We start from the raw sequence: 25,486 nt of genomic DNA on the forward strand, positions 1-25,486 counted from the left end.
CTTCCTCTACGCTGGAGCATCATCAAATCGACGCTCCAGATTCACGAATTTATTGTATTCTTTCACGAACGCCAGTGAGACGGCGCCAACGGGACCGTTACGCTGTTTGGCGATGATGATTTCGATGATGTTCTTGTTCTCTGATTCTTTGTCGTAGTAGTCTTCGCGGTACAGGAAGGCGACGATGTCGGCATCCTGCTCGATGCTTCCGGATTCACGGATGTCGGACATCATCGGGCGTTTGTCCTGGCGCTGCTCGACTCCACGGGAGAGCTGGGAGAGGGCGATGACCGGTACCTGGAGCTCACGGGCGAGTCCTTTGAGGGCACGGGAGATTTCCGATACTTCCTGCTGGCGGTTTTCGCCGGCGCGGCCGCTTCCCTGGATGAGCTGGAGGTAGTCGATCATGATCATGCCGAGTCCCTGGTCCTGAGCGAGACGGCGGCATTTGGAGCGGATTTCCCCGACTTTGATCCCCGGGGTATCATCGATGAAGATCCCGGCGTTTGAGAGGCTTCCCATGGCCATGGTGAGCTTCCGCCAGTCTTCGTCACTCAGGTCACCTGTACGGAGGTTCTGGGCGTTGATGTTCCCCTCTGCACAGAGCATACGCATGACGAGCTGTTCTGCCCCCATCTCGAGGCTGAAGATCGCGACGTTTTCACGGGCCTTGACGGCGACGTTCTGGGCGATATTCAGGGCGAAGGCGGTCTTACCCATGGAAGGACGGGCTCCTACGATGATGAGATCATTCCGCTGGAATCCGGCGGTCATGTGATCAAGGTCGGCGAAGCCTGTCGGGATCCCCGTGACGTCCCCTTTACGGTTGGTCAGGATCTCGATGTTGTCATAGGTACGGACAAGGACGTCCTTGATGTTATGGAAGGCTCCGGCGTTTTTCCGCTGGGCGACTTCCATGATGTTTTTCTCGGCTTCACCCAAAAGGGCATCGACTTCATCTTCGCGGGCATAGCCGTCTGAAGCGATGTCGGTGGCGGTGCGGATCAGTCTACGGAGAAGCGACTTCTCTTCGACGATCTTGGCATAATATTCGATGTTGGCTGCCGTCGGGACGGAGCCAGCCAATTCACTCAGGTAGGCGACGCCGCCCACATCTTCGAGTTCCTTGGCGGCAGCGAGTTCTTCCGTGACCGTGATCAGGTCGACGGCTTTCCCTCCGTCACCGAGCTTCAGCATCACATTGTAGATCTTTTGATGGGAATGACGATAGAAGTCCTCCGGTATGAGGATCTCCGATGTGGTCGTCAGAGCACTTGGCTCCAGGAATACCGCACCTAGAACGGCCTGTTCGGCTTCGATGTTCTGAGGCGGGATCCGGTCCTGAAACATTTCGTTCATTGTATATGACCTCCTGCACGAGGAATTCTTGGTTTCCACTATAGGCTGATGATTGAGGCATGTATCGTTTACGGAAAAAAAGTGACCTGGACCGAATCCAAATCACCTTTTTTCATTCTAGTACTATTTTAACATGTTTTCGTTGGAAATGAAGATGTCAATCTCTTACTCTTCTGTGACGTGGACCTTAAGGGTAGCTGACACTTCAGTATGGAGCTTGACCGGTACGTTTGTGAAGCCGAGTGCGCGGATCGCGTCGTTCATCTCGATTTTGCGCTTGTCAACTTTAATGTCATGCTGCTTTTTAAGGGCATCGGCAATCTGCTTGCTCGTGATGGAACCGAACAAACGGCCGCCTTCACCGGATTTCGCTTTCAGTTCGACCTGAAGCTCTTCCATGGCTGCCTTCAGCTTTTTCGCTTCTTCCAGTTCTTCCTGTGCGATTTGCTTTTCTTTGTTCTTTTGACCCTCAAGCTGGCTGATGTTGGCGTTGCTTGCTTCTACAGCCAGGCCTTTTTTGAGAAGGAAGTTATGTGCGTAGCCATCAGCCACGTTTTTCACTTCGCCTTTTTTACCTTTACCTTTTACGTCTTTCAAGAAAATGACTTTCATAGTTCTCTTCTCCCTTCGAAATAATCATCTAGTGCTTCTTTCAGAAGTTTTTCGGCTTCATGGACCGTTTTATGTTTCAGCTGGGTGGCGGCATTGCTCAAATGACCTCCGCCTTCAAGATTCTCCATGATGATCTGGACGTTTACATCACCAAGGGATCTGGCACTGATGCCCACCGTATCCTCATCCCGCTTCGAGATGACAAAGGAGGCGATGACACCGTCCATGGTCAGGAGCGTGTCGGCTGCCTGGGCGATGAGGACGGGATCGGAAACGACCTCGTCCGGCGCATGGGCAATAGCGACGCCGTCCCGGTAGAACTCCACGGTTTCGATGAGGCGGGCCCGTTTGATGTACGTGGCCACGTCCTCCTTGAGGAACTTCTGGACAAGGACCGTATCGGCGCCCTGTGCCCGCAAATACGAGGCGGCATCAAACGTCCGGGACCCGGTACGGAGGGTGAAGCTTTTCGTATCGACAATGATACCTGCGAGAAGCGATGTCGCTTCCAGCATGGAGATTTTCTCGTGCTTCGGTTGGTACTCCAAAAGCTCGGTGACAAGCTCAGCAGTCGAGGAAGCATATGGTTCCATATACACCAAGAGCGGATTTTGTATGAAGTCCTCACCCCGTCTGTGATGGTCGATGACGACAACCTTGTCCACCTTGTTCAGGAGGCGCTCCTCGATGACAAGGGAAGGCTTATGCGTATCGACTACGACGAGTAGCGTATCATCCGTCGCCATCTCAAGCGCTTCTTCAGGCGTGATGAAACGGCTGTGAAGATCGGTATTTCCTTTGATTTCCTTCATAAGGCGCTTGACGCTGTTGTCGATTTCGTTGAAGTTCAGCACCACATACCCGTCGCGCTGATTCATCTGGGCCACCTTGCGGATCCCGATGGCTGCTCCGATCGCGTCCATATCGGGATGTTTATGCCCCATGATGAGGACCTTGTCGCTTTCTACCATGATTTCCTTCAGGGCATGGGAGATGACGCGGGCACGGACACGGGTCCGTTTTTCCATCGGGTTCGTTTTCCCGCCGTAGAACTTGACCTTCCCGTTCGTCTGCTTGATGGCGACCTGATCTCCTCCGCGCCCGAGGGCAAGATCAAGGCTAGACTGGGCGAGCGTGCCGAGTTCCGGCAGGGATGAAACGCCGGTCCCTACCCCGATACTCAAGGTGAGGGGGACGTTATGCTTGGATGTGGAATCGCGGACATCATCGAGGATCCCGAATTTTTCTTTTTCAAGAATCTGAAGGACTTTATCGTTGATGACGGCGATGAAGCGCTCGGACGATGTCCTCTTAAGGAAGACACCGTATTCCTGCGCCCATTTATTGAGGTTGGATGTCACCAGGCTGTTGAGGCTGCTCCGGGTCTGATCATCCATCCCCTGGGTGAGCTCGTCATAGTTGTCCAGGTAGATGATGGCGATATTCGTTCGTTCTTCATGATACTGCTTCTCGATCTCCTTCTGTTCCGTTACATCGAAGAAGTACAGCAATCGTTCTTTCAGTTTTAACACAACATGATATTTCCGTTCATTGATCGTCACGATTTCCGAGTCTACCTCTTGCTTGATCAAGGGGACAAGTGAGTCCGCCACATCATAAAGGGATCTTCCGACGACGGTATCCTCATTGAAACAAGAAGCGAGGAATGGATTGGTCCATTCTATGTAGTACTCGTCATTGATCAGCATGATTCCGATCGGCATCTCCATCAGCGCTTCTTCTCCGACGCGCTTGACCCTGTAGGACAAGGTGGAGATGTACTCTTCCGTCTCATCGTGGGACCTTCCTTCGAAATAGAAGGCAAGGAAGAAGACAAGTCCGAATACGAGGAGCCCCGCAAACGCAAGGATCCAGTTATAAAACACGATCGCTACCAGTAAGAGAAGCGTTAATACAGCAAGACCGTACAGTGGGTAGCGGATCATTCGCTTATTGAAATAAGAAGGCATACTGTCAGCTCCTGCAACAAATTTTTTCTATGACTTATTCTTTAAGCGTTCTCTGAGGTCGAATCCTAAGTCAATTATACCTAAAATCCGGACGAGAGAAAGGAGTGGGATTGAAATAATGGTCACAACTGCCATTAAACCTTTCGACCAATTTTTCATGTGGCCGAAGAAATATAGGAACGAAAGCCCTTGAATGGTGAACAGCATCCCAAGGATGATCTGTACATTGATGATCGCGCTGAATGTAAACGATCCGCTCTCAGGCTGAATGACCAATGATAGCACAAACAATAGGATGTAGTACCACAGGATGCTCTTTGGGAACTTCCATTCCCGGAACCGAAGGAAAGATGGGACATTCCTTCCAAGGCGCTTCATGAGCGGGAAGCTGATCGCCAGGATGAGGAACGTGTATAGCGCAGCCCCGATTGCAAATGCGGCTGGCGTGGTCACGTTCATCAATTTCAGCACGTTATCCATCTGCTCCAGCTTTTTCTCATCAGGCTGGATGAAACCAAGATCGGTCATCGCTGCATAATTCTGATGCGCCACAGTCTTCGCCATGTCCAGGCTCTCCTTGATGACATTCATCCCAAGCAGTTTAATGGAGATTACATAAGCGACTACGGCATTGATGGTGGTGACCAAGGTTCCGAGTAAAAGGATGTGGGTTTTCTGTATATCCGATTTTATCGCCCAGCCAATAGCCGTCCCGAGGGAAGCGCCCAGGACACCGAAGCCCAATCCAGGTAAACCGCCGAAAAGGAATGAAATCCCAATGCCTACAAGCGACATCACCACCGCATCACGATGGGCGAATTTTTGACTGTAGAGCATGAAAGGGAGCGGTAGGAAGAGCAAACCTACTATGGATATAACAGGTGTATATAACGTAAACAATAGAAACACAGTAAAGATGGCCACCGATATGGCGCCTTCTGTGATGATGCGGGCATTTTTCACTTCATTACTCTCCTCGCGAAATACATACAATAGTATCATCATATCAATTTTGGAAGGGAATTTCATCTTATGGACTCTTCAGTCATTTCCCCTCTAAATAGGATGCGTATAAACCCGGGCTTTGAAACGTTTTAAGATGACAAACAAAACAGCCGGTCCATGGGAGCATCCACACGGTCCGGCCGACATCGTTTATTCTGATTGGGCGATCTTGAAGCGGTCGATGGCCGCCTGGAGTTCCTGGCTCAGGTCGGTGAGCTGTTCAGCTGCCGCCGTGATGGACTGGACGGCCTTCAGTTGCTCATCTGTTGACGCATTCATCTCTTCACATGACGCAGCCGTTTCTTCTGCAGCCTCTGCCATGGCCTTGATGACGGTGAATACCTGGTCTTTATCGCCATTGATCCCTTCGATCCCCTCATGCATATGTCCGATTTCTTCATTGATTTTCCTCATGACCGCTGCATTCCGGTCAAACACCTCATGGGTTTCATTCAACACGCCAAGCTGAGCATCGAACGTGTCTTTAGTCAGGTTCATTTCTTCCACTGCCTGGTCGGAACCCGCCTGGATATCCTTGATCGTGCGCTTCACGCTCTCCGTCGCCTGGACGGATTGGTCCGCCAGCTTCCGTACTTCTTCTGCCACGACGGCGAATCCTTTCCCGTGCTCTCCTGCACGGGCAGCTTCAATGCTTGCATTAAGGGCAAGAAGATTGGTCTGGGAGGAAATATCTGTGATGGTCGCCATCACGTTTTCGATATTCTTCACATGCTCCCCGAACCCGAGAATCACCTGTTGCATCGAGTCCATATACTGCTGGGACGTATCATACGCCCCGCGAAGCTTGGAGATTTGATTCATTCCCTGTTCATTCCGCTCGCCCACTTCAATGGCAAGCTCCGACATTTTATAGGACTGTTCGTAGATGTGGTCGATGCTTTCCCCGAGGCTTTCGCTACCACTTTGGGCGCGCTCCGAATCAGAAGCCGTTTCAGAGGCGGTCCTGGCGATACTCGAAATGGCAGAGGCCATCTCTTCACTTGACGCATGTGTCTCCTCAGAAACGGCACTGAGCCCTTCTGCAGCCTGTCTCACATTGAGGAAGGCATCCTGAACAGTCTGAAGCGTCATGGAGATCGACTCGATCATTTGATTGAAATCGTCGGCCAGACGACCTGTTTCATCCTTCGCTTTTACATCGGAGCGCTTTGTCAGATCCCCCCGTGCTACATGCTTCACCGTTGCCTGAAGTGATTTCAGCGGGCGGGTCATCTTTCTCGAGACGATGGCGATTGCCACGAGGAGGACAGCTAGGGTTATGAGGCCCGTTACAAGGAGCTGCCGTTCAATATCTTTCGCACTGCCTATGATGTTATCCATGGAATAGACGGCGCCTGTCTTCCAGCCTGTACCGGGGATCGTATCATAAATCATGACTTTTCGTTCTCCTTCAAGTGTGTAGTGGATGATTCCGCTCTCATCCGTGGAATCAAGCATCTTTTTGATGAATGTAAAGGATGATAGATTCTCACCGCGCCTAGTAGGATGGACGATGGCGGTTCCATTCTCCCCGATCAGCACGGCATCCCCACCATACCCTAACTCCATGGAAGAGATACGTTCCGTCAGCTTCGATAGATTGATATCGACACCAATGACACCGACGAGTTTGTTATCCACCAGAATGGCCTTGGAAGCCGTGATGATGTCCTGATTGGTCGCCGTATCCACATAGGGGTCACTCCAATTCACATCGTTCTGTGAAGCGGCAGCGGCCTTGAACCAATCCCTTCCGGTGGGATCGAACCCTTCCGGCAATTCAGCCTCGGGAACGATGAAGAGATTCTTGTTCGGGGAAGCGATATAAATAGAAGTCGCTTCATCATACAGATCAATATAATTATCAAAGTCCTCCTGTACCCCTTGAGTAAGCTCTTCTTCCGATTTTCCGTTCTTATTCCCCGTCATCTTGAAGGCTTCATATTCCAGCAGCCCTTTCGACTTTGAGTACTGAATGAGGCTCTTCTCGAACTGGCCGAGGAAGAGTTCGACGGAATCACCCATTTCACCCGCCACGGTTGTCGACTGCCTGATCACCTCATCCTCCGTCTTCGACCGGGTTTGCCACGAAGTAATCGCAAAAATGACTGTCAACGATAAAATGAATAACGTCGAAAATACCCCTGTTAACTTTGTTCGAATCGAAAGGCCCCTCTTTTTCTTTTTCACCAAAACTCACTCCAGACACTGCTTAGTATTGGTTGTATCGGCAGAATAGGGGAGAGGTTGAGTCTTTTTTACTAAAAATATGGAATTTTCTAATATTTACGAAGGATATTGGTATGATAGAGGAAAAGGGAGGCGGTGTCATGAATCCAATTGAAACGACATGTTTCACCATCCACTTGCTCTGCGAAGGCGTTTACGGAGTGATTGCCAAACCTGGGCAGGGTGCATGGAGCAACGCAGGGATCATAGATTTGGGAGGAACCACCCTTATCTTCGACACCATGTCCACACCATCGGCAGGATACGAACTTCGCAAACAGGCAGAACGGCTGACAGGGAATACGAAAATGGAGGTTATTAATAGTCATTTCCACGGTGACCATGTCTTCGGAAATCAAGCATTTGAAGGGTTTCCAATCTATTCTACTGCCATAACGAAGCATTGGATCAAAGAAAAGAACGATGTGAAGGACCTTGAATTGGAACGAGAAGGAATGGAAGCCTATCTAAAAGCTACGGAACAACGTATAGCGAAGGAGTCCGATCCCGTAATGATCGAGAGTCTTACGCTACAAATGGAGGAAATGACGCATATCCTTCGCGACCTCTCACGCTTGAAACTCTTCTTACCTGATAGGATTTTCGATAACGAGCATGTATTCATAGGTCCTCATAGAGAAGCGATCCTTCGTTGCCCGGGTGGTGGCCACTCACCGAGTGATTCCTATCTGTACCTTCCACAAGATTCTATCTTATTTGCAGGAGACCTGATAACCCGCAAGTTGCACGTACCCATCTTTGATCCAGTTTCATATCTTGCCTTGATCAAAGAGATTGGAGGTTTGAATGCGGAGACCTATATACCAGGACACGGTGGTTCAGGAGGGAAGGAGTTGGTGCATTCGATGGAAGCTTATTTGAACATGCTCCTCGAGAAAGCACAGAGGGCAAACGATGAGGGAATCTCAATGGAGACATTCATAAAAGACTTTGTGCTCTCTCCTGAATATACGAAATGGCTCGGCATCCATGGCATTGAAGGCAATCTGCGCAAGATGTATGAGTACATCTCCAACCTTTGAAGAAGCTTTTGATGGGAGGAATGTAGAGGGCTCTAGGTTTCTTACGCAATCCGTTCATCGCACAAAAAAAGACATCCTCCAAAAGAAGGATGTCTCTCTTATTTATTCTCCGCTTACGTATGGAAGCAATGCCATTGTACGCGCACGTTTGATTGCACGAGTCAATTTACGTTGGTACTTAGCGTTTGTTCCAGTTACGCGACGTGGAAGAATTTTTCCACGTTCAGAGATGAATTTTTTAAGAAGTTCCACATCTTTGAAATCGATGTGAGTAATTCCGTTTGCTGTGAAGTAGCATACCTTACGGCGTCTACGTCCACCTCTACGTCCTCCTGCCATGTTTTTCGCCTCCTATCCTGTTAAAAGTCGGTATCGTTCGCTCTTAGAATGGCAGATCGTCATCGGAAATGTCGATCGGCTGACCGTCATTTGCGAATGGATCTTCATCTACGCGAGTGTAGTTATTGTTGTTGTTGCGCTGTTGTTGATTCTGATTCTGGCCGAATGAGTTACCACCTTGGTTACCCTGTTGGTAACCACCACCGCCGCCAGAATAGCTTGGGCTTCCGCCGCGATCTCCACCTTGATTCGCACTGCGAGGCTCAAGGAATTGAACGCTTTCGGCCACGACTTCCGTCATGAACACGCGTCGTCCATCCTGACCTTCGAAGTTACGAGTCTGGATTCGACCGTCAACGCCGGCCAGGCTTCCTTTCTTAAGGAAGTTCGCTACGTTTTCGGCAGGTCGGCGCCAAACAACACAGTTAATAAAATCTGCTTCCCGTTCACCTGATTGATTCGTAAAAGAACGATTCACTGCCAGGGTGAATGAGGCAACAGCCACTCCACTTGGAGTATATTTTAGTTCAGGGTCTTTGGTTAATCGGCCCACTAATACAACTCGGTTCATCATCAGAATCAACCCCTTCCTTCTATTGCTAGAAGTGTATATCTATGAAACGTTCGAATTATTGTTCGTCTTTTACAACGATATGACGGATAATGTCGTCACTGATCTTAGCCAAACGATCGAACTCGTTTACAGCTTCAGAGCCAGCGTTGATTTTTACCAATTGGTAGAAACCATCACGGAAATCATTGATTTCGTACGCTAAACGACGTTTACCCCAATCTTTTGACTCGATGATCTCCGCACCGTTAGTAGTCAATACGTTATCAAAACGCTCAACAACTGATTTCTTTGACTCTTCGTCAATGTTCGGGCGGACGATGTACATAACTTCGTACTTTTTCATCTGAATGTCACCTCCTCGTGGTCTATGCGGTCCTTTCTTTACGAAAGAACAAGGAGCAATGCGTTCATTACTCACGAATTAAAATTATATCATAGGGATTGTCCAATTGCAATAAGCTGGGGGAAAAAGACAGATTCGCCCGTAACATGCAGAAGCCTTTATCTGCACACCAAAAAGCCCGAATGCAGATTCGGGGCTGAGTGATCTTATTATACGTTAAAGCGGAAGTGGATGATGTCTCCATCTTTCACCAAATACTCTTTTCCTTCAAGGCGGACTTTTCCTGCTTCCTTGGCTGCATTCATTGTACCAGCAGCAACGAGGTCGTCATAGGAAACCGTTTCGGCACGGATGAACCCGCGCTCAAAGTCGGTGTGGATGACACCGGCACATTGAGGAGCCTTCATGCCTTCACGGAATGTCCATGCACGGACTTCCTGTACACCTGCCGTGAAGTAAGTGGCAAGGCCAAGAAGGGAGTAGGTCGCGCGGATCAGCTGATCGAGTCCTGATTCTTCAATGCCAAGCTCCTGAAGGAACATCGCTTTCTCTTCATCATCAAGCTCGGCGATTTCTGATTCAATCTTCGCGCAGACGACGATGACTTCCGCATTGTCTTCGCTCGCGAATTCGCGAACCTTTTGCACGTATTCATTGTCTTCAGTATCAGCAATCTCGTCTTCGCTGACGTTTGCCACATAAAGAACAGGTTTAGACGTCAACAAGTGAAGCTGCTTCACGTATTTTGCCTGTTCTTCGTTGAATTCAGCCGTACGGGCAGGCTGCTCGTTTTCAAGGACTTCTTTCAGCTTGGAAAGGATTTCGAATTCAAAGACTGCTTCCTTGTCCTTTTGTTTCGCCATTTTTTGCACCTTCACGAGACGCTTGTCCACGGTTTCAAGGTCGGCAAGGATCAACTCAAGGTTGATGACCTCGATATCCGCGATCGGATCCACTTTTCCGGCTACGTGCGTGATGTTGTCATCGGCGAAGCAACGGACAACCTGACAGATGGCGTCAACCTGACGGATGTGAGAAAGAAATTTATTCCCGAGTCCTTCCCCTTTGCTCGCACCTTTCACGATTCCTGCAATATCGGTGAATTCGAATGCGGTCGGAACCGTCTTCTTCGGATTCACAAGCTCCGTCAATTTATCCAGACGATGATCGGGTACTTCTACGATCCCCACGTTCGGATCGATGGTACAGAACGGGTAGTTCGCAGATTCCGCACCCGCTTTTGTAATTGCGTTGAACAACGTAGATTTACCGACGTTCGGCAGACCTACAATACCAGCTGTTAAAGCCATATCGGTCACTCCTCCTGATTGATTGCCTATCTATTCATATCTCTGCCATCATGACAGCTTCATACCTGAATGACGACCGTGAGAACGGTCGAACCTTTCACAATTATAGAGATAATGGGGGAAAAAGACAAGTGATGCTCCACTGAGGTCGGTCCGTAAAATTGCTGTCCCGCTCCCCGGGAAATAAAAAACAGCCTGCCGGAAATCGGTAAGCTGTTTTTGTGTGTAAAGACACACTGGTTTGGATTATGGATCGTGCCAGCTGGGTACTTATCAGTATCAGCTTTCTGATGAGCTAAGGACTTTTTTCATCTTTTTGGAAAAATCCTTCCGAGGAATCATCACGCTGTGCCCGCAGCCCTCGCATTTGATCCTGATATCCATCCCCATGCGAATGATTTTCCACTCGTTGGTGCCGCATGGATGGGGCTTTTTCATTTCCACCACATCATTAAGTGCGAACGTCTTCGCCTCCATGGACGCATACCTCCTTAGTCTCGTTCAACCTGCTTTTGTTTTTTCTGAAGTTCTTCCTGCACATCGTCCTCGTCGTTACGTGAGTACATGACCATGCGGGGAAGAGGGATTTCGATGCCGTTCCGTTCGAAGCACTGCTTGACTTCCTTGCGGAGGACCCTGGCGATATACCAGTGATTCATCGGTGTCGTCTCGGCGACGATCCTCATCATCACATCAGGCGCCCCAAGGGTCTGGATACCGAGAAGCTCCGGCGGATTCACCAGCTCCTCATATTTTTGAGGAAGCGTGAGAAGAAGCTCCTGCAGGACCCGCTCGGCCTTGTCGATATTCTCTTCATACGCGATGTTGACGTCCACGACCGCCACGCTGTTATGAACGGAGAAGTTGGTGACTTCTGCTACGTTGCCATTGGGGAATATATGTAATTCACCCGTCCAACTTTTTATTTTCGTCGTCCGGAGCCCGATTTCCTCCACCGTTCCTTCGGCGGAGCCAATTTTCACATAGTCCCCCACAGAGAACTGATCCTCGAAGATGATGAAGAAACCGGTAATGATATCGCGAACAAGGTTTTGGGCACCAAAACCGACGGCAAGACCGACGATTCCTGCACCGGCGATCAAGCCCTTAACATCTATAGAAAGGGTCGACAAGATCGTCATCAACGAAATGAAATAGATCACATAGGTCAACACGTTTTCCAATAGTTTCAATAACGTGGCTTCACGGCGTTCGGAGAATTTGATCGGCGAACGTGACCTTGCCTTGAAGACGTTCCGGATCGCAGATCTCCCGACACGGAGAGCGATATACGTAATGACCATGATGGCAATAATCTTTAGGACGACTAGCCCCAAATCTGTCCATAAACTTTCGTTAGAAAGACTTTTAATGATTTCATCTATCTTTTTTGACATACTTCTCAACAGCCACCCTTACTTTAGAAAGTGAAAGTACCCTTTATTTTATCAACTTTCCCTCTCCATGAATAGATATAACCTCGATCTGTAAAGAAGTTTAAAAATTTTTATCATATGAAAAAACTGCCCCGATTATGTATGAATGACGACGATTGTCCGTATACTGTTAAAAAGCGGTAAACATGCCTGGACGATAACGAGGAGCAAGGGAGTGGTAGTGATGAATCTGAAACGAGGACTTTTCGACCGCAAGACCGAACCATACAGGGTCTCTTATGAAGATGAAAATGCGGCACTGGATCTTTCCGTCCACCTTTCAGCCATGCTGCCCATCCTCTACCGGACGCGTCCGATCGTATTCATATGCATCGGAACAGATCGTTCCACGGGTGATTCCCTCGGTCCATTGATCGGAACTCTCCTGGAAGATCGCGGCATAGAGACCTTCCACGTTTATGGGACCCTGGATGATCCCATTCATGCTGTCAATCTGGAAGAGAAGATGGCCTATATCCAATCCATTCATAAGAATCCATTCATCATCGGGATCGACGCCTGTCTGGGACGTCTTAAGAGTGTCGGAGCGATCCAGCTCAGTCACGGTCCACTCAAACCCGGCGCTGGAGTGAATAAAGAACTTCCCGAAGTAGGAAACATCCATCTGACCGGCATCGTCAACGTGAGTGGGTTCATGGAGTTCTTCGTACTTCAGAATACCCGGCTCAGCCTCGTGATGAGAATGGCCAAAGTCATGGCCGAGTCAATCGTCCTGGCTGCCGAAACCATCGAGCGCAGGAACGCCGTGAGCATCGAAAAATGGCGGGAAGAACTGCAATAGGAGGACGGTCCGGATGCGGACTGTTTTTTTATGGATATTTTTTGAAACCATCATTCCGTTCTTTCGTATATACAAGGTAGAAAGGTGGAGATTTAAATGACCATACTCTTACTTGTTAAAATTGCACTTGGTACTCTTTTAGTAGGTGTTATTGCACACACGATCAAAACGGCTTATTCAAAAGAAAAAGACGTGAATGCCAACTGGCTCCTATTTCTATTGGCAGTGGAAGCAATCGCCACACCAGCGTACGGATTATTCTTGACGGTCTGAATAAAAAGAATAGCTTGTTAGAAAAACAAGGGTCCGTTTATATATCAGTGTGAATTCTTTATACCGCTCATGATTTCCGTGCAAGACTACGCTTTCCGCGGGTAGCCCGTGAGCCTACTCGGCAAGCCAGCGGGGTCTCACATCAGCTACTCTTCCCGCTGGAGTCTTCGTCTTGCACTCCGATCAACCGCTAGAAAAAATTTCATACAAATGTTCGTGAAACAAATGAAAAACCCGAACTAATTTGCTTTAACGCAGGCGAATTAATTCGGGTTTTGCTATGACTGAAGCACTCTTTACGCTTGATACAGATGAAGGAACGAGACGATTATACCGACGACCACAATTCCAGGAAGAAGATTAGCCACCCTGATCTTGGTGATTCCGACCAGATTGAGTCCGATGGCAAAGATCATGATGCCGCCTGTCGCGGTCATTTCAGTGATGAAGGCGTCCATGAGTTCCTGTGGGACAAAGCGGTGGATCTGGGTGGCGAACAACGCGATCGTACCTTGATAGAGGATGACCGGCACAGCTGAGAACATGACGCCGATCCCAAGAGTCGTGGCAAGGATGATGGAGGTGAATCCATCGATGATCGCTTTTGTGAGCAGGACGTCATGGTCTCCCCTGATTCCGCTGTCGAGGGCACCGATTACCGCCATGGCCCCGATCACGAAGATCAGGGTGGCCGTAATGAATCCTTGAGAAATGGACGTGTCTCCCTTCGTACCGATTCTCCTTTCAAGCCAATCCCCGAGGGCGTTGAGCTTGGAATCAAGGTTCATCCATTCTCCAAGGGTCGCACCGACCGCTAGAGAGATGATGACAATAAGGAAGTTTTCACTTTTTAGTCCCATCTGAAGTCCCAGCACCGTCACGGCAAGGCCAATTGCCTTCAGTACCGTATCCTTCACATTCTCCGGAATGCGGTGAAGGAGTTTACCGAGGAGCGTTCCCAGGATGATACATATTCCGTTGATGATCGTACCGAATAACACCATTTTTTCTTTCTCCCATCACTCTCGACAAAAAAAGAACCGGCTCGAAGGGATTCCCTTCAGAGCCGGACTCCATCAGTCGTGTTGTTGAAGAAGATCGAGGATCCGTTCAAGGTCTTCTTTCGAAAAGAACTCAAGCTCAATCTTTCCTTTTTTCTTCGATTGTTTAATTGTAACCGTGGTGCCGAACCGTTCCCTGAGGCGCGTCTCCTGCTCCTCGATGAACACGTCCTTGCGTTCTTTTTTCTTCGTTTCACGTGAAACATCGTCGTTCAGTTCCTGTACGAGCTTCTCAAGCTGACGGACATTGAGGGAATCCTTCATGACCCGATTGACAAGCTGGGTCAATCCCTTCTTGTTCTTCAGTCCAAGAAGGGCCCGGCCGTGTCCCATCGTGAGCTTTCCGTCTGAAATCAGTTCCTGTACGGGCTGTGAGAGCCCAAGAAGACGGATGTGGTTGGCGATATGGGGACGGCTTTTCCCCAACCGCTTTGCCAGCTCCTCCTGCGTGATCCCGAGCTTCTCCATCAGCATCTGATAGGCGGCAGCTTCTTCGATCGGTGTCAAATCCTCACGCTGGAGGTTTTCCAGTACAGCCAGTTCCATCATTTGCTTCTCATCAAGCTCCCGTACGACAACAGGTACTGTCTTGAGATCCGCCGCTTTCGCCGCACGGTAGCGGCGCTCACCGACCACGATCTCATAGCCTTTGATGGATTTCCGGACGATGATCGGCTGGAGGATCCCATGCTCCTGGATGGAGGCCTTCAGCTCTTCGATCGCCTGGGGTTGGAAGATCTTACGGGGCTGATAAGGATTCGGACGGAGATCCTTCAGCTTCACTTCCTGGACCGTTTCCTCTTCTTTATTTGCCGTGAACAGGGCATCAAGCCCCTTTCCCAAACCTTTAGCCACTCATCGCCACCTCCTTCGCAAGTTCTAAATACACTTCCGCTCCCCTGGACTTGGCATCATAGATGATGATCGGTTCCCCGTGGCTCGGTGCTTCGCTCAGTCGGACATTACGCGGGATAATGGTTCGATACACTTTATCCTGGAAATATTTCTTCACTTCCTCAATGACCTGGATGCCGAGATTCGTACGGGCATCGAGCATCGTCAAGAGGACGCCGTCGATCATCAGATCATGATTCAAATGCTTCTGCACAAGACGCACGGTGCTTAGCAGCTGACTAAGCCCTTCGAGTGCGTAGTATTCACATTGGACCGGGATGATCACCGCATCCGAAGACGTGAGGGCATTGATGGTCAAGAGCCCCAACGATGGCGGGCAATCGATGACGATATAATCGTAATCGTCCTTCACTTTTTCCAGTGCCTTTTTCAAGCGGACTTCCCTTGAGATGGTCGGAACCAGCTCGATTTCTGCCCCGGCAAGGGAAATGGTGGCAGGTACGATATCCAGATTCTCGACCTTCGACTGCTTGATCGTTTCCTTTACGTCCACATCGTCCACTAAAACATCATATATGCATTGCTGCACGTCTCCTTTTTCCACACCTGCACCGCTCGTGGCGTTTCCTTGTGGATCTATGTCGACAAGCAGGACTTTCTTTCCAATATAAGCTAAACAAGCCCCCAGATTGACGCTGGTCGTGGTCTTACCGACTCCGCCCTTCTGGTTTGTAACGGCTATGATTCTGCCCAAGGTTGTCACCTACCTAGTTTTTTTCACAGTATTCTTCTATTCTAACAAAATTCTCGGAAAATTGTCTGGCAATTTTTATTATGTCGCGAGTTCATATCGACTTTCATCGCCAAAATCCCACAAAAAAAGTGAGAACTGCCTGATTACAGTCTCTCACTCTATGATTCTATTTCTTTTTTGGGATGCGGATGGTGAACTGATAGAATTCCTCATGTTCTTCTTCCTCGGCATCCAGGTTGATCCCGCTGTCGGACACCATATTCAGCGACTGACGGATCGTGTTGACGGCAATCCTCATGTCTTTTGAGAAGGCTTTGCGCTTTGGCTTCGGCTTTTTGTCCGAAGCTTCCTGCATTTTGTTCACACGGTCCTCCGTCTGCTTCACGTTGAGGTTCTTCTCGACAACCTCTTGAAGAAGCTGGATCTGTTTCTCCGCATTCTTCAAGGGAATGAGTGCGCGGGCATGGCGCTCGGTGATCTTCTTATCAAGAAGGGCACCCTGCACCTCTTCCGGAAGCTTGAGGAGACGGAGCTTGTTGGCCACCGTCGACTGCCCTTTCCCCAGGCGCTGTGCAAGGGCTTCCTGCGTCAATTCATGAAGCTCGAGAAGCTTGCCGTACGCGATGGCTTCCTCGATCGGGGACAGCTCTTCGCGTTGCAGGTTCTCGATCAGCGCGACAGAGGCCGTTTCCGTGTCATTCATATTCTTCACGATGGCAGGGACCGTTTCCCAGCCGAGTTTTGACACCGCCCGGAATCGCCGCTCCCCGGCAATGATCTCGAATTGATCTTCGCCGTATTCCCTCACCACGATAGGCTGGATGATGCCGTGTATATGGATCGTCCTCGATAACTCTTCTATTTTATCATCATTAAAAATCGTCCTAGGCTGGAAGCGGTTGGGAACGATCTGAGAGACGGGAATCTTCTTCACTTCATCCCGATCTTCCACTACTGCTGATTCTGTTGATTCTTCCGGCTCTTGCTCCTTTTCACCCAGACCAAAAAAACGAGAGAAAGGATGCTTCATCTTCCTACACCACCTTTAAGAAACTCCCTTTAATACTATTCTCTAAGAAATGACAAGTTCCTGCCTTATTCCCATGACATTTTCCGTAGTACTACGTCAGTTTTCTATTCTAATGGTAATTTATTCGGTGTACCAGGCTTCCTGGGATACTTATTCGGTGTATCTTTCACTTTCTTGATCTGAACGATCGTGCGCTCACTGTTCTCCTCAGGAAGGAGGAAGGAATCGACCTGCTCCGTCTTCCCGCCGAGGGTCGTGATCGCTTTCTTGGCTTTATCCATCTCATCGTTCACACTGGCCGCCTTCATGGCGACGAAATAGCCGCCTTTTTTGACAAGGGGCAGGCAGAGCTCGCTGAGGACCGACATTCTGGCAACGGCACGCGCCGTCACCATGTCGTATGATTCACGGTGGTCCTTATTCTTACCGAATGTTTCTGCACGGTCGTGATGGAAGTGCGTGTTCTCCAGTCCCAGCTGATCCGCTAGATGATTCAGGAACGTGATGCGCTTGTTCAGCGAATCCACGATGGATACATGCAGATGCGGGAAGCAGATTTTGATCGGGATGCTTGGGAACCCGGCCCCTGCACCGACATCGCACAGGGAAGTGATGGAATTGAAATCAACGTAAAAGGCAGCAGAGATGGAATCATAGAAGTGCTTCAGGTACACCTCTTCTTTATCCGTGATGGCCGTCAGATTCATCTTTTCATTCCACTCGACCAAAAGCTCATGGTATTTCTCGAATTGTGCCAGCTGTTCAGAGGAAAGGGAAATCCCCTTTTCCTCGAGACCGGCTTGAAATTCATTGATATTCATACGCAACCCATCCTTTATTGATCACCTGATACTTTTGCAATTTTCCCCTGTTCGATATAGACGAGAAGGATGGAAACGTCCGCAGGATTGACTCCGGAAATACGGGAAGCCTGGGCAAGGGACAACGGCTGTACTTCAATCAGTTTCTGTCTCGCTTCGGATGCAAGACCGCTGATCTTTGTGTAATCGATGTTTTCAGGGATCCGCTTGTTCTCCATTTTCTTCATCTTGTCGACCTGCTGAAGGGATTTTTCGATGTATCCTTCGTATTTCACCTGGATTTCCACCTGTTCTTCCACTTCTGGATCAAGCTCCACTTCATTCGGAACAAGGGATTTCATGTGAGAATAGTTCATCTCCGGACGTTTCAGAAGATCCACTGCCAGGATCCCGTCCTTCAGTTCGCTTCCGCCTGCTTCACGGATCACGGACTGAGTTTCTTCCGTCGGTTTGATACGGGTTGACTTCAGGCGCTCTTTTTCTGCTTCGATCAGCTCTTTTTTCGCTGTGAAACGTCCGTAGCGCTCGTCTGAAATCAGTCCGATGCTGTGACCGATATCGGTCAGACGAAGATCGGCGTTGTCATGACGGAGAAGAAGGCGGTATTCTGCCCTCGAAGTCAATAGACGATACGGTTCGTTCGTACCCTTGGTGACAAGGTCGTCGATCAGCACACCGATATACGCATCGGAACGGCCCAAGATGACTTCCTCTTTATCAAGGGAGCGGCATGCGGCATTGATTCCTGCCATCAGTCCTTGTCCGGCTGCTTCTTCGTAACCGGATGTTCCGTTGATTTGACCCGCTGTGTACAGATTTTTGATCTTCTTCGTCTCAAGGGTCGGCCATAGCTGGGTCGGTACGATGGAATCATACTCGATGGCGTAGCCCGGACGCATCATTTGGACGTTTTCAAGACCAGGGATCGTGGAAAGGATCTTCTGCTGCACATCTTCCGGCAGGCTTGTTGAAAGCCCTTGAACGTATACTTCCTGGGTATTGCGGCCTTCCGGCTCAAGGAAGATCTGATGGCGCGGCTTGTCGTTGAAACGGACGACCTTATCCTCGATGGACGGACAGTAGCGCGGGCCGGTCCCTTTGATCATGCCGGAATACATCGGCGAGCGATGAAGGTTGTCATCGATGAGCTGATGCGTCGTTTCGTTCGTGTAGGTCAACCAGCATGGAAGCTGATCGGTGATGTACTTCGTCGTTTCGTAGCTGAATGCTCTCGGTACATCATCCCCTGGTTGGATTTCCGTTTTGGAATAATCGATGGTCGAACCGTTCACGCGTGGCGGCGTACCGGTCTTGAATCGTACTGTATCGAATCCGAGCTCGCGCAGGTGGTCTGCCAGGCGGATCGATGGCTGCTGATTGTTCGGACCGCTTGAATATTTCAACTCGCCGAGGATGATTTCCCCGCGTAGGAAGGTCCCGGTCGTGATGACGACCGTCTTCGCGCGATAGGCGGCACCGGTCATGGTCACGACACCTTTACATTCACCGTCTTCCACGATGAGCTCTTCCACCATTCCCTGCATGAGGGTGATGTTCGGTTCATTCTCGATCGTTTTCTTCATTTCGTTTTGGTACGTGAATTTATCGGCTTGGGCACGCAGGGCGCGTACGGCCGGGCCTTTACCTGTGTTCAGCATCCTCATCTGGATGTGGGTCTTATCGATGTTGCGGCCCATTTCACCGCCGAGGGCGTCAATTTCCCTAACGACGATTCCTTTTGCCGGTCCGCCGACAGATGGGTTACATGGCATGAAGGCGATCATATCAAGGTTGATGGTGACCATCAGCGTTTTCGCCCCCATGCGGGCGGAAGCAAGTCCAGCTTCCACTCCGGCGTGTCCAGCACCAATGACAATGACATCATAATGTCCTGCGTCATATTGCATGGTGATTTATCCTCCTTAAAGGATCACATGATCCTATATACAAATTTATTTCCCTAGGCAGAATTGTGAGAACAACTGATCGATCAAACTGTCATGGACGCTCTCCCCGATGATTTCACCGAGAAGCTCCCATGTTCTTGTCAGATCGATCTGGGCAATGTCAATCGGTATGCCCATTTCTACGTTTTGAATCGCTTCATTGATGCTTGTCGACGCCTGATGGAGCAGGGCGATGTGACGGCTGTTGGAGACATACGTCATATCCCCCGCCTCGATGGACCCATCGAAGAAGAGGGATGAAATAGCTTCCTCGAGCTCATCCACCCCTTCTTCCTCAATCAGGGCTGTGGTCACAAGCTTGTGATTGGCGGCAAGTGCTTCCACTTTCTCCAGGTCGATCTTCCTCGGAAGGTCCGTCTTGTTCACGATGACAATGACGTCCATTCCCTTGACGGCTTCAAACAATTGCTCGTCTTCGAATGTGAGGTCGTCCGCATGATTGAGGACGAGGAGAATGAGATCCGCTTCCTTCAATACCTGTCGCGAACGCTCGACACCGATCCGCTCGACGATATCCTCCGTCTCCCGGATTCCCGCCGTATCGACGAGGCGGAGCGGTACACCCCTGACGTTCACATACTCCTCGATCACATCACGCGTCGTTCCGGGAATATCCGTCACAATCGCCTTGTTTTCATGGACGAGGCTGTTCAATAAAGAGCTCTTCCCGACGTTCGGGCGACCGATGATGACAGTGGACAGCCCTTCACGGAGGATTTTCCCCTGCTCGGACGTCTTGATGAGCTTCTCGATCTCATCACTGACATAGCGCGATTTCTCCAGGAGCACGCTGTGGGTCATTTCCTCCACGTCATCATATTCCGGATAATCGATATTCACTTCCACATGGGCAAGCGTCTCAAGGATTTCCTGACGAAGCTTCTGGATCAGCTTGGATAGGCGTCCTTCCATCTGATTCAACGCCACATTCATGGCCCGGTCCGTCTTCGCCCTGATCAAATCCATGACGGCCTCCGCCTGGGACAGATCGATCCGTCCGTTCAGGAAGGCACGTTTGGTGAACTCTCCCGGCTCTGCCAATCTCGCACCGTGCTTCAACACAAGCTGAAGCACCTTATTCACCGATACAAGACCTCCGTGACAGTTGATCTCAAGGACGTTTTCACGCGTGAAGGTTTTCGGTCCCTTCAGCACGGATACCATGACCTCTTCCACCACCTGCTCTGTCGCGGGATCCACGATATGACCGTAATGGATCGTATGGGAATCCAGTTCCGTCAGCGGCTTGCCTTTCTTGCCCCTGAACACCTGGTCCCCGATCGCAAAAGCGTCATCTCCGCTCAGGCGGACAATGGCAATCGCCCCTTCCCCCATGGGAGTGGAGATCGCTGCAATCGTATCGAATTCCATGCGAGTCACCTCTCTTTCTTCTCTTCTTACATCTATAAAAAAATGGCTGTCTCGTTCTAGCAGCCTCTATCATTAAGCAGTGTTTCCCCAAATTATTAGAATAGCACAAACCGATTTAAACCTAAAGAACGGAAAACTGGCAGATACGTCAAATTATCCACAACCCCCATTCTTTCATCCCTCTCATTTTAACTTATCCACATGTGAATAACAATAAACGGCAGGTGAAATTGGCAGGATTGTCACTTATCCAGAGGGCAGGCGCAAAAACATCGGGCCCCTTCTATTGTGGTCTGGTAAAATATAGGCATGGATAACCCATTGATGTCGTCGAGAAAGATCGTATTTTTTCAAAACACTAAATATCCCTGCGGTCAAACCGATACTATAGCCAACCAGGAAAGGAGCAACACATCATGTTCACCTACAAAATCGACCACGATCTATCATTAAAACTACTTGAACCCCAGGATGCCCAGGCGCTTTTTGAGCTGACCGTCAAATCCCGCTCCCACTTGAAAGAGTGGTTGCCATGGCTGGACTTCACCACCAAGGTGAGCGATACAGAAGAGTTCATTGCCGGAACGATGAAGGGCTATGCCAACCGCAGCAGTCTATCCGCTGCCATCCTCTATCATGGTGAAGTGGTCGGGGTTGCCGGATTCAATAACATCAACTGGTCCAACAAAACCGCCTATATCGGATACTGGCTCGGCGAAGGCAACCAGGGGAAAGGGATCATGACCCGGGTGGTCAGTACGTTGACGACCTATGCATTTGAACATTATGCTCTCGACAAAGTGGAAATCCGCGCGGCCGTCGGCAATAAAAAAAGCCGGGGGATCCCGGAACGACTAGGCTATATCAAGGAAGGAACCATCCGTCAGGCAGAATGGCTCTATGACAAGTACGTGGATCACGTAGTATATGGAATTCTTGCAGATGAATGGCAAGAAAAGAGTGAATGATAGGGTAGAAAGGCCGCTCGGGTTGTTGATCCGGGCGGCTTTTTGTCGGTTTTTGATGGGAAGGGGGGTGGCGAAATTTGTTGAAAGGGTTGAAATGGGATGTGGTGGAGACGATTTTTAGGGGTTAGCACCTTTGAACATGATGAAAAGAGGTGGATTTCATCCATTCCGGTTACATTTTTCGGAAGAGCTCTGGTTTAATTACCGACTTTTTCAATTTTACTATCAACTTTTCGAGTTTTATTATCAACTTTCGGCTTTTTTCTACCAACTCTCACTTTTTCAACCGTTTCTACTGCCAACTTCACGGATTTATTTCCAACTTTCAACCTTTGTAGTCAACTTCCACCGTTTATTTCCAACTTCCAACGTTTATGATCACCCCCTCATCTAAAATATACTCCCCCACTAAATGACCGCGCCGACACCAGCCATCCAATCAAAAAAACGACCCAACCGGAACGCCCACTCCAACGAGTGCGTCCCAACTGGGTCGTTTTTGTTTATTTCGGTGAAATCACAATATATCGATTCGGTTCACGGCCTTCCGAGTGGGTCTCCACATCGGTTTGGTTCACAAGGGCCGCGTGGATGACCTTCCGTTCGTAGGATGGCATGGCCTCGAGGGAAACGGGACGATTGATGCGGAGGGCCTTGTCGGCAAGGCGCTTCGCTAGATTCGATAACGTTTCCCTGCGGCGGGCCCTGTAATTCTCCGCATCGAGGAGGATCGTGACGAATTGATCAGAAGAACGATTCGCCACTAGCTGGGCAAGATGCTGAAGGGCGTTCAGTGTCTGCCCCCTTTTCCCGATCAGGAGAGCCATTTTCTCACCAGAGATATTGAATTCCACTTCTCTTCCGCTGCGTTTCTCTTCAATCGACGCTTCCACGCCCATTTCTTTGGCGACTGCCAACAGGAAGTTCTTCGCTTCTTCCACGGGATCGATCGTTTCCTTCACTGCCACGACGGCAGGTTTTCCTCCGAAAAGGCCGAAAAAGGCTTTCTTCCCTGGATCGATGACCGTGATTTCGGCACGGTCCTTTGTGATGTTCAATTGAGACAAGGCTGATTCAATGGCTTCTTCCACCGTTGGACCTGTCACATTCACTTCTCTCACTTCTTCTTGCCCCCTGATTGTGCAGTGGCCTTGGCCGCTTTGACTTCTTTAATATCAGGACCTTTGATGAAATACGTTTGAGCAATCATGAATAGGTTACCTACAACCCAGTATAAGGAAAGGGCGGCAGGGAAGTTGATGGCGAAAATGATGATCATGACCGGCATGATGTAAAGCATCATGGCCATTTGCGGGTTTTGGTCTGCTGTTCCTGCCATCATCAGCTTCTGCTGGATGAAGGTCGTCAAACCGGCAATCAACGGAAGCGCATAGAATGGATCCGGGCTTCCAAGGTCGAACCATAGGAAATTGTGTTCCTTGATGGCCGCTGTACGACTGATTGCGTGATAGAAACCGATCAGGATCGGCATCTGGATGATCAACGGGAAACATCCTGCTAGTGGATTGACGCCATGTGTCTGGAATAACGCCATTGTTTCCTGCTGTAGTTTTTGCTGTGTTTGTGCATCTTTGGAGCTGTATTTCTCACGCAGCTTTTTCATTTCCGGCTGCAATGCCTGCATCGCTTTAGAATTTTTCGTTTGCTTGATCATTAATGGTAGAATCGCTAAACGGATGATCAATGTGACGATGATAATGGCCAGACCGTAAGATCCGAACCCGTCCAATTTCTCTCCGAAGAATGTAATTAATTGTGACAAAGGATAAACAATGTACTCGTTCCAAAAACCGGTACTATCTGAGTTGATCGGCTTATTATATTCTGTACAACCAGATAGAATAGCCATTAGCCCAACAATTGACATCAGGGCTATTATTCTCTTTTTCACCCTCTATTTCCTCCCAACTAATAAGTAATCAAGTGTGATAAAGGATGCGGTTACATCCTATTATGACAAAAGATAGAATCTTTCGTATTGTAACATCTTTTCACAGGTTTGTGCTGAGCAATCCTGTGCAACCCGCAAATAGTTTATGACTTTTTACGAACATTTTTGCCATAAGAACCCCGTTTCAATACTTTCCCTCTATTAAGAACGTGCGTGAGGCTGCTTTTCACCTCATGGAAGTTCATGTCGGCCGCCGGTTTCCTGGCGATGATTAAATAATCGTACTGATCTTTCACTTCTTCCTTCAACTCAAGGAATGATTGTCGAACATACCGTTTGATCCGGTTCCGGCATACGGCATTGCCGATTTTTTTACTCACCGAGATCCCGATCCGGAATGGCTGAGGCTCATCTTTTTTCAAAAAATACAAAACGAACTGCCGATTGGCAAATGACGTCCCTTTTTTGAAGATGTCCTGAAACTCTTCATTCTTTTTCACTCGTTGTTCTTTGCGCATGAATCACACCTAATTTTCTTAATGGTTTTCCCTGCTCAATCTTGCCCAACTGCATGGCCTTTCAATCACATGGATAGAGAAAAAAAGACCACTGAGTCAGTTCAGTGGTCTAAGCAGATAATACTTTTCTTCCTTTGCTACGACGACGAGCTAAAACATTACGGCCGTTTTTTGAACTCATACGTGCGCGGAAACCGTGTACTTTACTTCTTTTACGCTTATTTGGTTGAAACGTTCTTTTCATCTATGACACCTCCCTGAAGGATATCTTTATAAGTTAAAGACATTCTTCACCATTATAAAGATGCCCCCCATCAAAAGTCAACACCGTTCTCATATTATTTTATAGTGGGGAAATGTGGCATCGATTTCCCCGAAAAAATCTTCTCACGAGTCTCGATGAGATCCTCCTGCCTAACCATTCATTTTCTGCGAGCTGCATGTGAAAAACTTCTGCCTCATCCAGAAAGGAAGATCTCTTTTCCTTCTACAACTATCATCCACGATTCCCCGAAAACGTCTCTGTGGATAGATTTCGACATGCTTTTAAATTATCCACAACACATACTGACAACTTTTTCACATATTCTTTGCCTGTGGACAAAATTATTCCACAAGGAAAAGGGGTTGTGGATAAAATTTTTAAAGCATTGCACCGCTTAGGATATTTTGATATGATTATTGTGTTTTCACTCTTAATAACGTGAACAGCCAAATATGTTTATCCACAATTTGTGGATAGTTTGTGGGTAACTTATTCAGAGGCTTTGTAAAACGTTGTCCACAAGTGGTGGATAATGTCGAAAAACCGAGTTTCTTCCTTATAATATAATTTCTCCACATTCAAAGCGTTGTATGTTTATGAACACTAGCGATTTAGCACTTATACATGTTGTACAGAGGTTATACAAAGAGAGAAAAGGAGGGATCAGGG

At 48.8% G+C, this 25,486-nt stretch carries 26 protein-coding genes; 4 read left to right on the forward strand and 22 right to left on the reverse strand.

The annotated features are described in order from the left end of the window. Positions 1–6: 6 nt before the first annotated feature. From dnaB to D5E69_RS22470, 5 genes are all read right to left on the reverse strand, one after another. Complete coding sequence (dnaB, locus tag D5E69_RS22450) at positions 7–1,359, reverse strand: replicative DNA helicase (RefSeq protein ID WP_048004594.1); 1,353 nt, start codon at positions 1,357–1,359, stop codon at positions 7–9. A 165-nt stretch (positions 1,360–1,524) separates the two neighbouring features. Next, positions 1,525–1,971 (reverse strand): 50S ribosomal protein L9, encoded by a 447-nt coding sequence (gene rplI, locus D5E69_RS22455; protein ID WP_048004593.1) that lies wholly within the window; start codon positions 1,969–1,971, stop codon positions 1,525–1,527. Then, positions 1,968–3,941, reverse strand: a complete 1,974-nt coding sequence (locus D5E69_RS22460; RefSeq protein ID WP_048004592.1) for a DHH family phosphoesterase — start codon at positions 3,939–3,941, stop codon at positions 1,968–1,970. Before D5E69_RS22460 ends, rplI begins: the two co-directional genes overlap by 4 nt. 27 nt (positions 3,942–3,968) lie before the next feature. After that, positions 3,969–4,946 (reverse strand): YybS family protein, encoded by a 978-nt coding sequence (locus tag D5E69_RS22465; RefSeq protein WP_213085570.1) that lies wholly within the window; start codon positions 4,944–4,946, stop codon positions 3,969–3,971. A 150-nt stretch (positions 4,947–5,096) separates the two neighbouring features. Continuing rightward, positions 5,097–7,136: a methyl-accepting chemotaxis protein gene (locus tag D5E69_RS22470; RefSeq protein ID WP_159130303.1), complete on the reverse strand. Its 2,040-nt coding sequence runs from the start codon at positions 7,134–7,136 to the stop codon at positions 5,097–5,099. A gap of 140 nt (positions 7,137–7,276) precedes the next feature. Between D5E69_RS22470 and D5E69_RS22475 the strand changes: the two genes are divergently transcribed. After that, positions 7,277–8,218: an MBL fold metallo-hydrolase gene (locus D5E69_RS22475; RefSeq protein WP_048013885.1), complete on the forward strand. Its 942-nt coding sequence runs from the start codon at positions 7,277–7,279 to the stop codon at positions 8,216–8,218. 102 nt (positions 8,219–8,320) lie between these two features. On the opposite strand, the gene rpsR is transcribed toward D5E69_RS22475, so the two are convergent. The 6 genes from rpsR to D5E69_RS22505 form a co-directional block, all read right to left on the reverse strand. Beyond that, on the reverse strand, positions 8,321–8,557 hold the full coding sequence (gene rpsR, locus D5E69_RS22480) for a 30S ribosomal protein S18 (protein WP_048004588.1): 237 nt from the start codon (positions 8,555–8,557) through the stop codon (positions 8,321–8,323). Positions 8,558–8,600: 43 nt separating this feature from the next. Next, positions 8,601–9,131, reverse strand: coding sequence for a single-stranded DNA-binding protein (gene ssb, locus D5E69_RS22485; protein ID WP_048004587.1), 531 nt, complete (start codon positions 9,129–9,131; stop codon positions 8,601–8,603). Positions 9,132–9,186: 55 nt separating this feature from the next. After that, positions 9,187–9,474 (reverse strand): 30S ribosomal protein S6, encoded by a 288-nt coding sequence (gene rpsF / locus D5E69_RS22490; RefSeq protein WP_048004586.1) that lies wholly within the window; start codon positions 9,472–9,474, stop codon positions 9,187–9,189. Positions 9,475–9,683: 209 nt separating this feature from the next. Further along, positions 9,684–10,784 (reverse strand): redox-regulated ATPase YchF, encoded by a 1,101-nt coding sequence (gene ychF, locus D5E69_RS22495; protein WP_048004585.1) that lies wholly within the window; start codon positions 10,782–10,784, stop codon positions 9,684–9,686. A 279-nt stretch (positions 10,785–11,063) separates the two neighbouring features. Continuing rightward, positions 11,064–11,261 (reverse strand): DUF951 domain-containing protein, encoded by a 198-nt coding sequence (locus D5E69_RS22500; protein WP_048004584.1) that lies wholly within the window; start codon positions 11,259–11,261, stop codon positions 11,064–11,066. A gap of 14 nt (positions 11,262–11,275) precedes the next feature. Next, positions 11,276–12,181: a mechanosensitive ion channel family protein gene (locus D5E69_RS22505; RefSeq protein WP_048004583.1), complete on the reverse strand. Its 906-nt coding sequence runs from the start codon at positions 12,179–12,181 to the stop codon at positions 11,276–11,278. Between the two features lie 223 nt (positions 12,182–12,404). Between D5E69_RS22505 and yyaC the strand changes: the two genes are divergently transcribed. Both yyaC and D5E69_RS22515 read left to right on the forward strand, forming a co-directional pair. Continuing rightward, the gene (gene yyaC / locus D5E69_RS22510) at positions 12,405–13,022 is read left to right on the forward strand and encodes a spore protease YyaC (protein WP_048004582.1); all 618 of its coding nucleotides are present in this window, start codon (positions 12,405–12,407) and stop codon (positions 13,020–13,022) included. 96 nt (positions 13,023–13,118) lie between these two features. Further along, on the forward strand, positions 13,119–13,295 hold the full coding sequence (locus D5E69_RS22515) for a hypothetical protein (protein ID WP_156183384.1): 177 nt from the start codon (positions 13,119–13,121) through the stop codon (positions 13,293–13,295). A gap of 296 nt (positions 13,296–13,591) precedes the next feature. Here the strand turns inward: D5E69_RS22515 and D5E69_RS22520 are convergent, their stop codons facing one another. From D5E69_RS22520 to mnmE, 7 genes are all read right to left on the reverse strand, one after another. Further along, positions 13,592–14,299 carry a DUF554 domain-containing protein gene (locus tag D5E69_RS22520; RefSeq protein ID WP_159130304.1) on the reverse strand — a complete coding sequence of 236 codons (708 nt, stop codon included), beginning with the start codon at positions 14,297–14,299 and terminating at the stop codon, positions 13,592–13,594. A gap of 72 nt (positions 14,300–14,371) precedes the next feature. Next, positions 14,372–15,211, reverse strand: a complete 840-nt coding sequence (locus tag D5E69_RS22525; RefSeq protein ID WP_048004579.1) for a ParB/RepB/Spo0J family partition protein — start codon at positions 15,209–15,211, stop codon at positions 14,372–14,374. Next, a complete protein-coding gene (locus D5E69_RS22530; RefSeq protein WP_048004578.1) occupies positions 15,204–15,965 on the reverse strand; it encodes a ParA family protein in 762 nt (253 codons plus the stop codon). The genes D5E69_RS22525 and D5E69_RS22530 overlap by 8 nt, the downstream gene beginning before the upstream one ends. 166 nt (positions 15,966–16,131) lie before the next feature. Beyond that, positions 16,132–16,995 carry a nucleoid occlusion protein gene (gene noc / locus D5E69_RS22535; RefSeq protein ID WP_148794326.1) on the reverse strand — a complete coding sequence of 288 codons (864 nt, stop codon included), beginning with the start codon at positions 16,993–16,995 and terminating at the stop codon, positions 16,132–16,134. Positions 16,996–17,099: 104 nt separating this feature from the next. Continuing rightward, positions 17,100–17,816, reverse strand: a complete 717-nt coding sequence (gene rsmG / locus D5E69_RS22540; RefSeq protein ID WP_048004576.1) for a 16S rRNA (guanine(527)-N(7))-methyltransferase RsmG — start codon at positions 17,814–17,816, stop codon at positions 17,100–17,102. 14 nt (positions 17,817–17,830) lie between these two features. Beyond that, positions 17,831–19,723: a tRNA uridine-5-carboxymethylaminomethyl(34) synthesis enzyme MnmG gene (gene mnmG, locus D5E69_RS22545; protein WP_048004575.1), complete on the reverse strand. Its 1,893-nt coding sequence runs from the start codon at positions 19,721–19,723 to the stop codon at positions 17,831–17,833. 45 nt (positions 19,724–19,768) lie between these two features. Further along, positions 19,769–21,154, reverse strand: a complete 1,386-nt coding sequence (mnmE, locus tag D5E69_RS22550; protein WP_048004574.1) for a tRNA uridine-5-carboxymethylaminomethyl(34) synthesis GTPase MnmE — start codon at positions 21,152–21,154, stop codon at positions 19,769–19,771. Positions 21,155–21,570: 416 nt separating this feature from the next. Between mnmE and D5E69_RS22555 the strand changes: the two genes are divergently transcribed. Continuing rightward, positions 21,571–22,122 carry a GNAT family N-acetyltransferase gene (locus tag D5E69_RS22555; RefSeq protein WP_159130305.1) on the forward strand — a complete coding sequence of 184 codons (552 nt, stop codon included), beginning with the start codon at positions 21,571–21,573 and terminating at the stop codon, positions 22,120–22,122. A 503-nt stretch (positions 22,123–22,625) separates the two neighbouring features. On the opposite strand, the gene jag is transcribed toward D5E69_RS22555, so the two are convergent. The 4 genes from jag to rpmH form a co-directional block, all read right to left on the reverse strand. Then, positions 22,626–23,243 carry an RNA-binding cell elongation regulator Jag/EloR gene (jag, locus tag D5E69_RS22560; RefSeq protein WP_048013548.1) on the reverse strand — a complete coding sequence of 206 codons (618 nt, stop codon included), beginning with the start codon at positions 23,241–23,243 and terminating at the stop codon, positions 22,626–22,628. Continuing rightward, complete coding sequence (gene spoIIIJ / locus D5E69_RS22565; RefSeq protein WP_048004571.1) at positions 23,240–24,034, reverse strand: YidC family membrane integrase SpoIIIJ; 795 nt, start codon at positions 24,032–24,034, stop codon at positions 23,240–23,242. Before spoIIIJ ends, jag begins: the two co-directional genes overlap by 4 nt. Before the next feature lie 143 nt (positions 24,035–24,177). Continuing rightward, positions 24,178–24,552: a ribonuclease P protein component gene (gene rnpA / locus D5E69_RS22570; protein WP_048004570.1), complete on the reverse strand. Its 375-nt coding sequence runs from the start codon at positions 24,550–24,552 to the stop codon at positions 24,178–24,180. A 109-nt stretch (positions 24,553–24,661) separates the two neighbouring features. Then, positions 24,662–24,796, reverse strand: a complete 135-nt coding sequence (gene rpmH, locus D5E69_RS22575; RefSeq protein WP_079513904.1) for a 50S ribosomal protein L34 — start codon at positions 24,794–24,796, stop codon at positions 24,662–24,664. Positions 24,797–25,486: the final 690 nt, after the last annotated feature.

The organism is Rossellomorea marisflavi (genome assembly GCF_009806575.1).
Taxonomy (GTDB): domain Bacteria; phylum Bacillota; class Bacilli; order Bacillales; family Bacillaceae_B; genus Rossellomorea; species Rossellomorea marisflavi_A.

Excerpts from the sequence above, each read along its gene's own strand:
- dnaB (WP_048004594.1), bottom strand. The coding sequence starts at position 1,359 with ATGAACGAAATGTTTCAGGACCGGATCCCGCCTCAGAACATCGAAGCC.
- rplI (WP_048004593.1), bottom strand. The coding sequence starts at position 1,971 with ATGAAAGTCATTTTCTTGAAAGACGTAAAAGGTAAAGGTAAAAAAGGC.
- D5E69_RS22460 (WP_048004592.1), bottom strand. The coding sequence starts at position 3,941 with ATGCCTTCTTATTTCAATAAGCGAATGATCCGCTACCCACTGTACGGT.
- D5E69_RS22465 (WP_213085570.1), bottom strand. The coding sequence starts at position 4,946 with ATGATGATACTATTGTATGTATTTCGCGAGGAGAGTAATGAAGTGAAA.
- D5E69_RS22475 (WP_048013885.1), top strand. The coding sequence starts at position 7,277 with ATGAATCCAATTGAAACGACATGTTTCACCATCCACTTGCTCTGCGAA.
- rpsR (WP_048004588.1), bottom strand. The coding sequence starts at position 8,557 with ATGGCAGGAGGACGTAGAGGTGGACGTAGACGCCGTAAGGTATGCTAC.
- ssb (WP_048004587.1), bottom strand. The coding sequence starts at position 9,131 with ATGATGAACCGAGTTGTATTAGTGGGCCGATTAACCAAAGACCCTGAA.
- rpsF (WP_048004586.1), bottom strand. The coding sequence starts at position 9,474 with ATGAAAAAGTACGAAGTTATGTACATCGTCCGCCCGAACATTGACGAA.
- ychF (WP_048004585.1), bottom strand. The coding sequence starts at position 10,784 with ATGGCTTTAACAGCTGGTATTGTAGGTCTGCCGAACGTCGGTAAATCT.
- D5E69_RS22500 (WP_048004584.1), bottom strand. The coding sequence starts at position 11,261 with ATGGAGGCGAAGACGTTCGCACTTAATGATGTGGTGGAAATGAAAAAG.
- D5E69_RS22505 (WP_048004583.1), bottom strand. The coding sequence starts at position 12,181 with ATGTCAAAAAAGATAGATGAAATCATTAAAAGTCTTTCTAACGAAAGT.
- yyaC (WP_048004582.1), top strand. The coding sequence starts at position 12,405 with ATGAATCTGAAACGAGGACTTTTCGACCGCAAGACCGAACCATACAGG.
- D5E69_RS22515 (WP_156183384.1), top strand. The coding sequence starts at position 13,119 with ATGACCATACTCTTACTTGTTAAAATTGCACTTGGTACTCTTTTAGTA.
- D5E69_RS22520 (WP_159130304.1), bottom strand. The coding sequence starts at position 14,299 with ATGGTGTTATTCGGTACGATCATCAACGGAATATGTATCATCCTGGGA.
- noc (WP_148794326.1), bottom strand. The coding sequence starts at position 16,995 with ATGAAGCATCCTTTCTCTCGTTTTTTTGGTCTGGGTGAAAAGGAGCAA.
- rsmG (WP_048004576.1), bottom strand. The coding sequence starts at position 17,816 with ATGAATATCAATGAATTTCAAGCCGGTCTCGAGGAAAAGGGGATTTCC.
- mnmG (WP_048004575.1), bottom strand. The coding sequence starts at position 19,723 with ATGCAATATGACGCAGGACATTATGATGTCATTGTCATTGGTGCTGGA.
- mnmE (WP_048004574.1), bottom strand. The coding sequence starts at position 21,154 with ATGGAATTCGATACGATTGCAGCGATCTCCACTCCCATGGGGGAAGGG.
- D5E69_RS22555 (WP_159130305.1), top strand. The coding sequence starts at position 21,571 with ATGTTCACCTACAAAATCGACCACGATCTATCATTAAAACTACTTGAA.
- rnpA (WP_048004570.1), bottom strand. The coding sequence starts at position 24,552 with ATGCGCAAAGAACAACGAGTGAAAAAGAATGAAGAGTTTCAGGACATC.
- rpmH (WP_079513904.1), bottom strand. The coding sequence starts at position 24,796 with ATGAAAAGAACGTTTCAACCAAATAAGCGTAAAAGAAGTAAAGTACAC.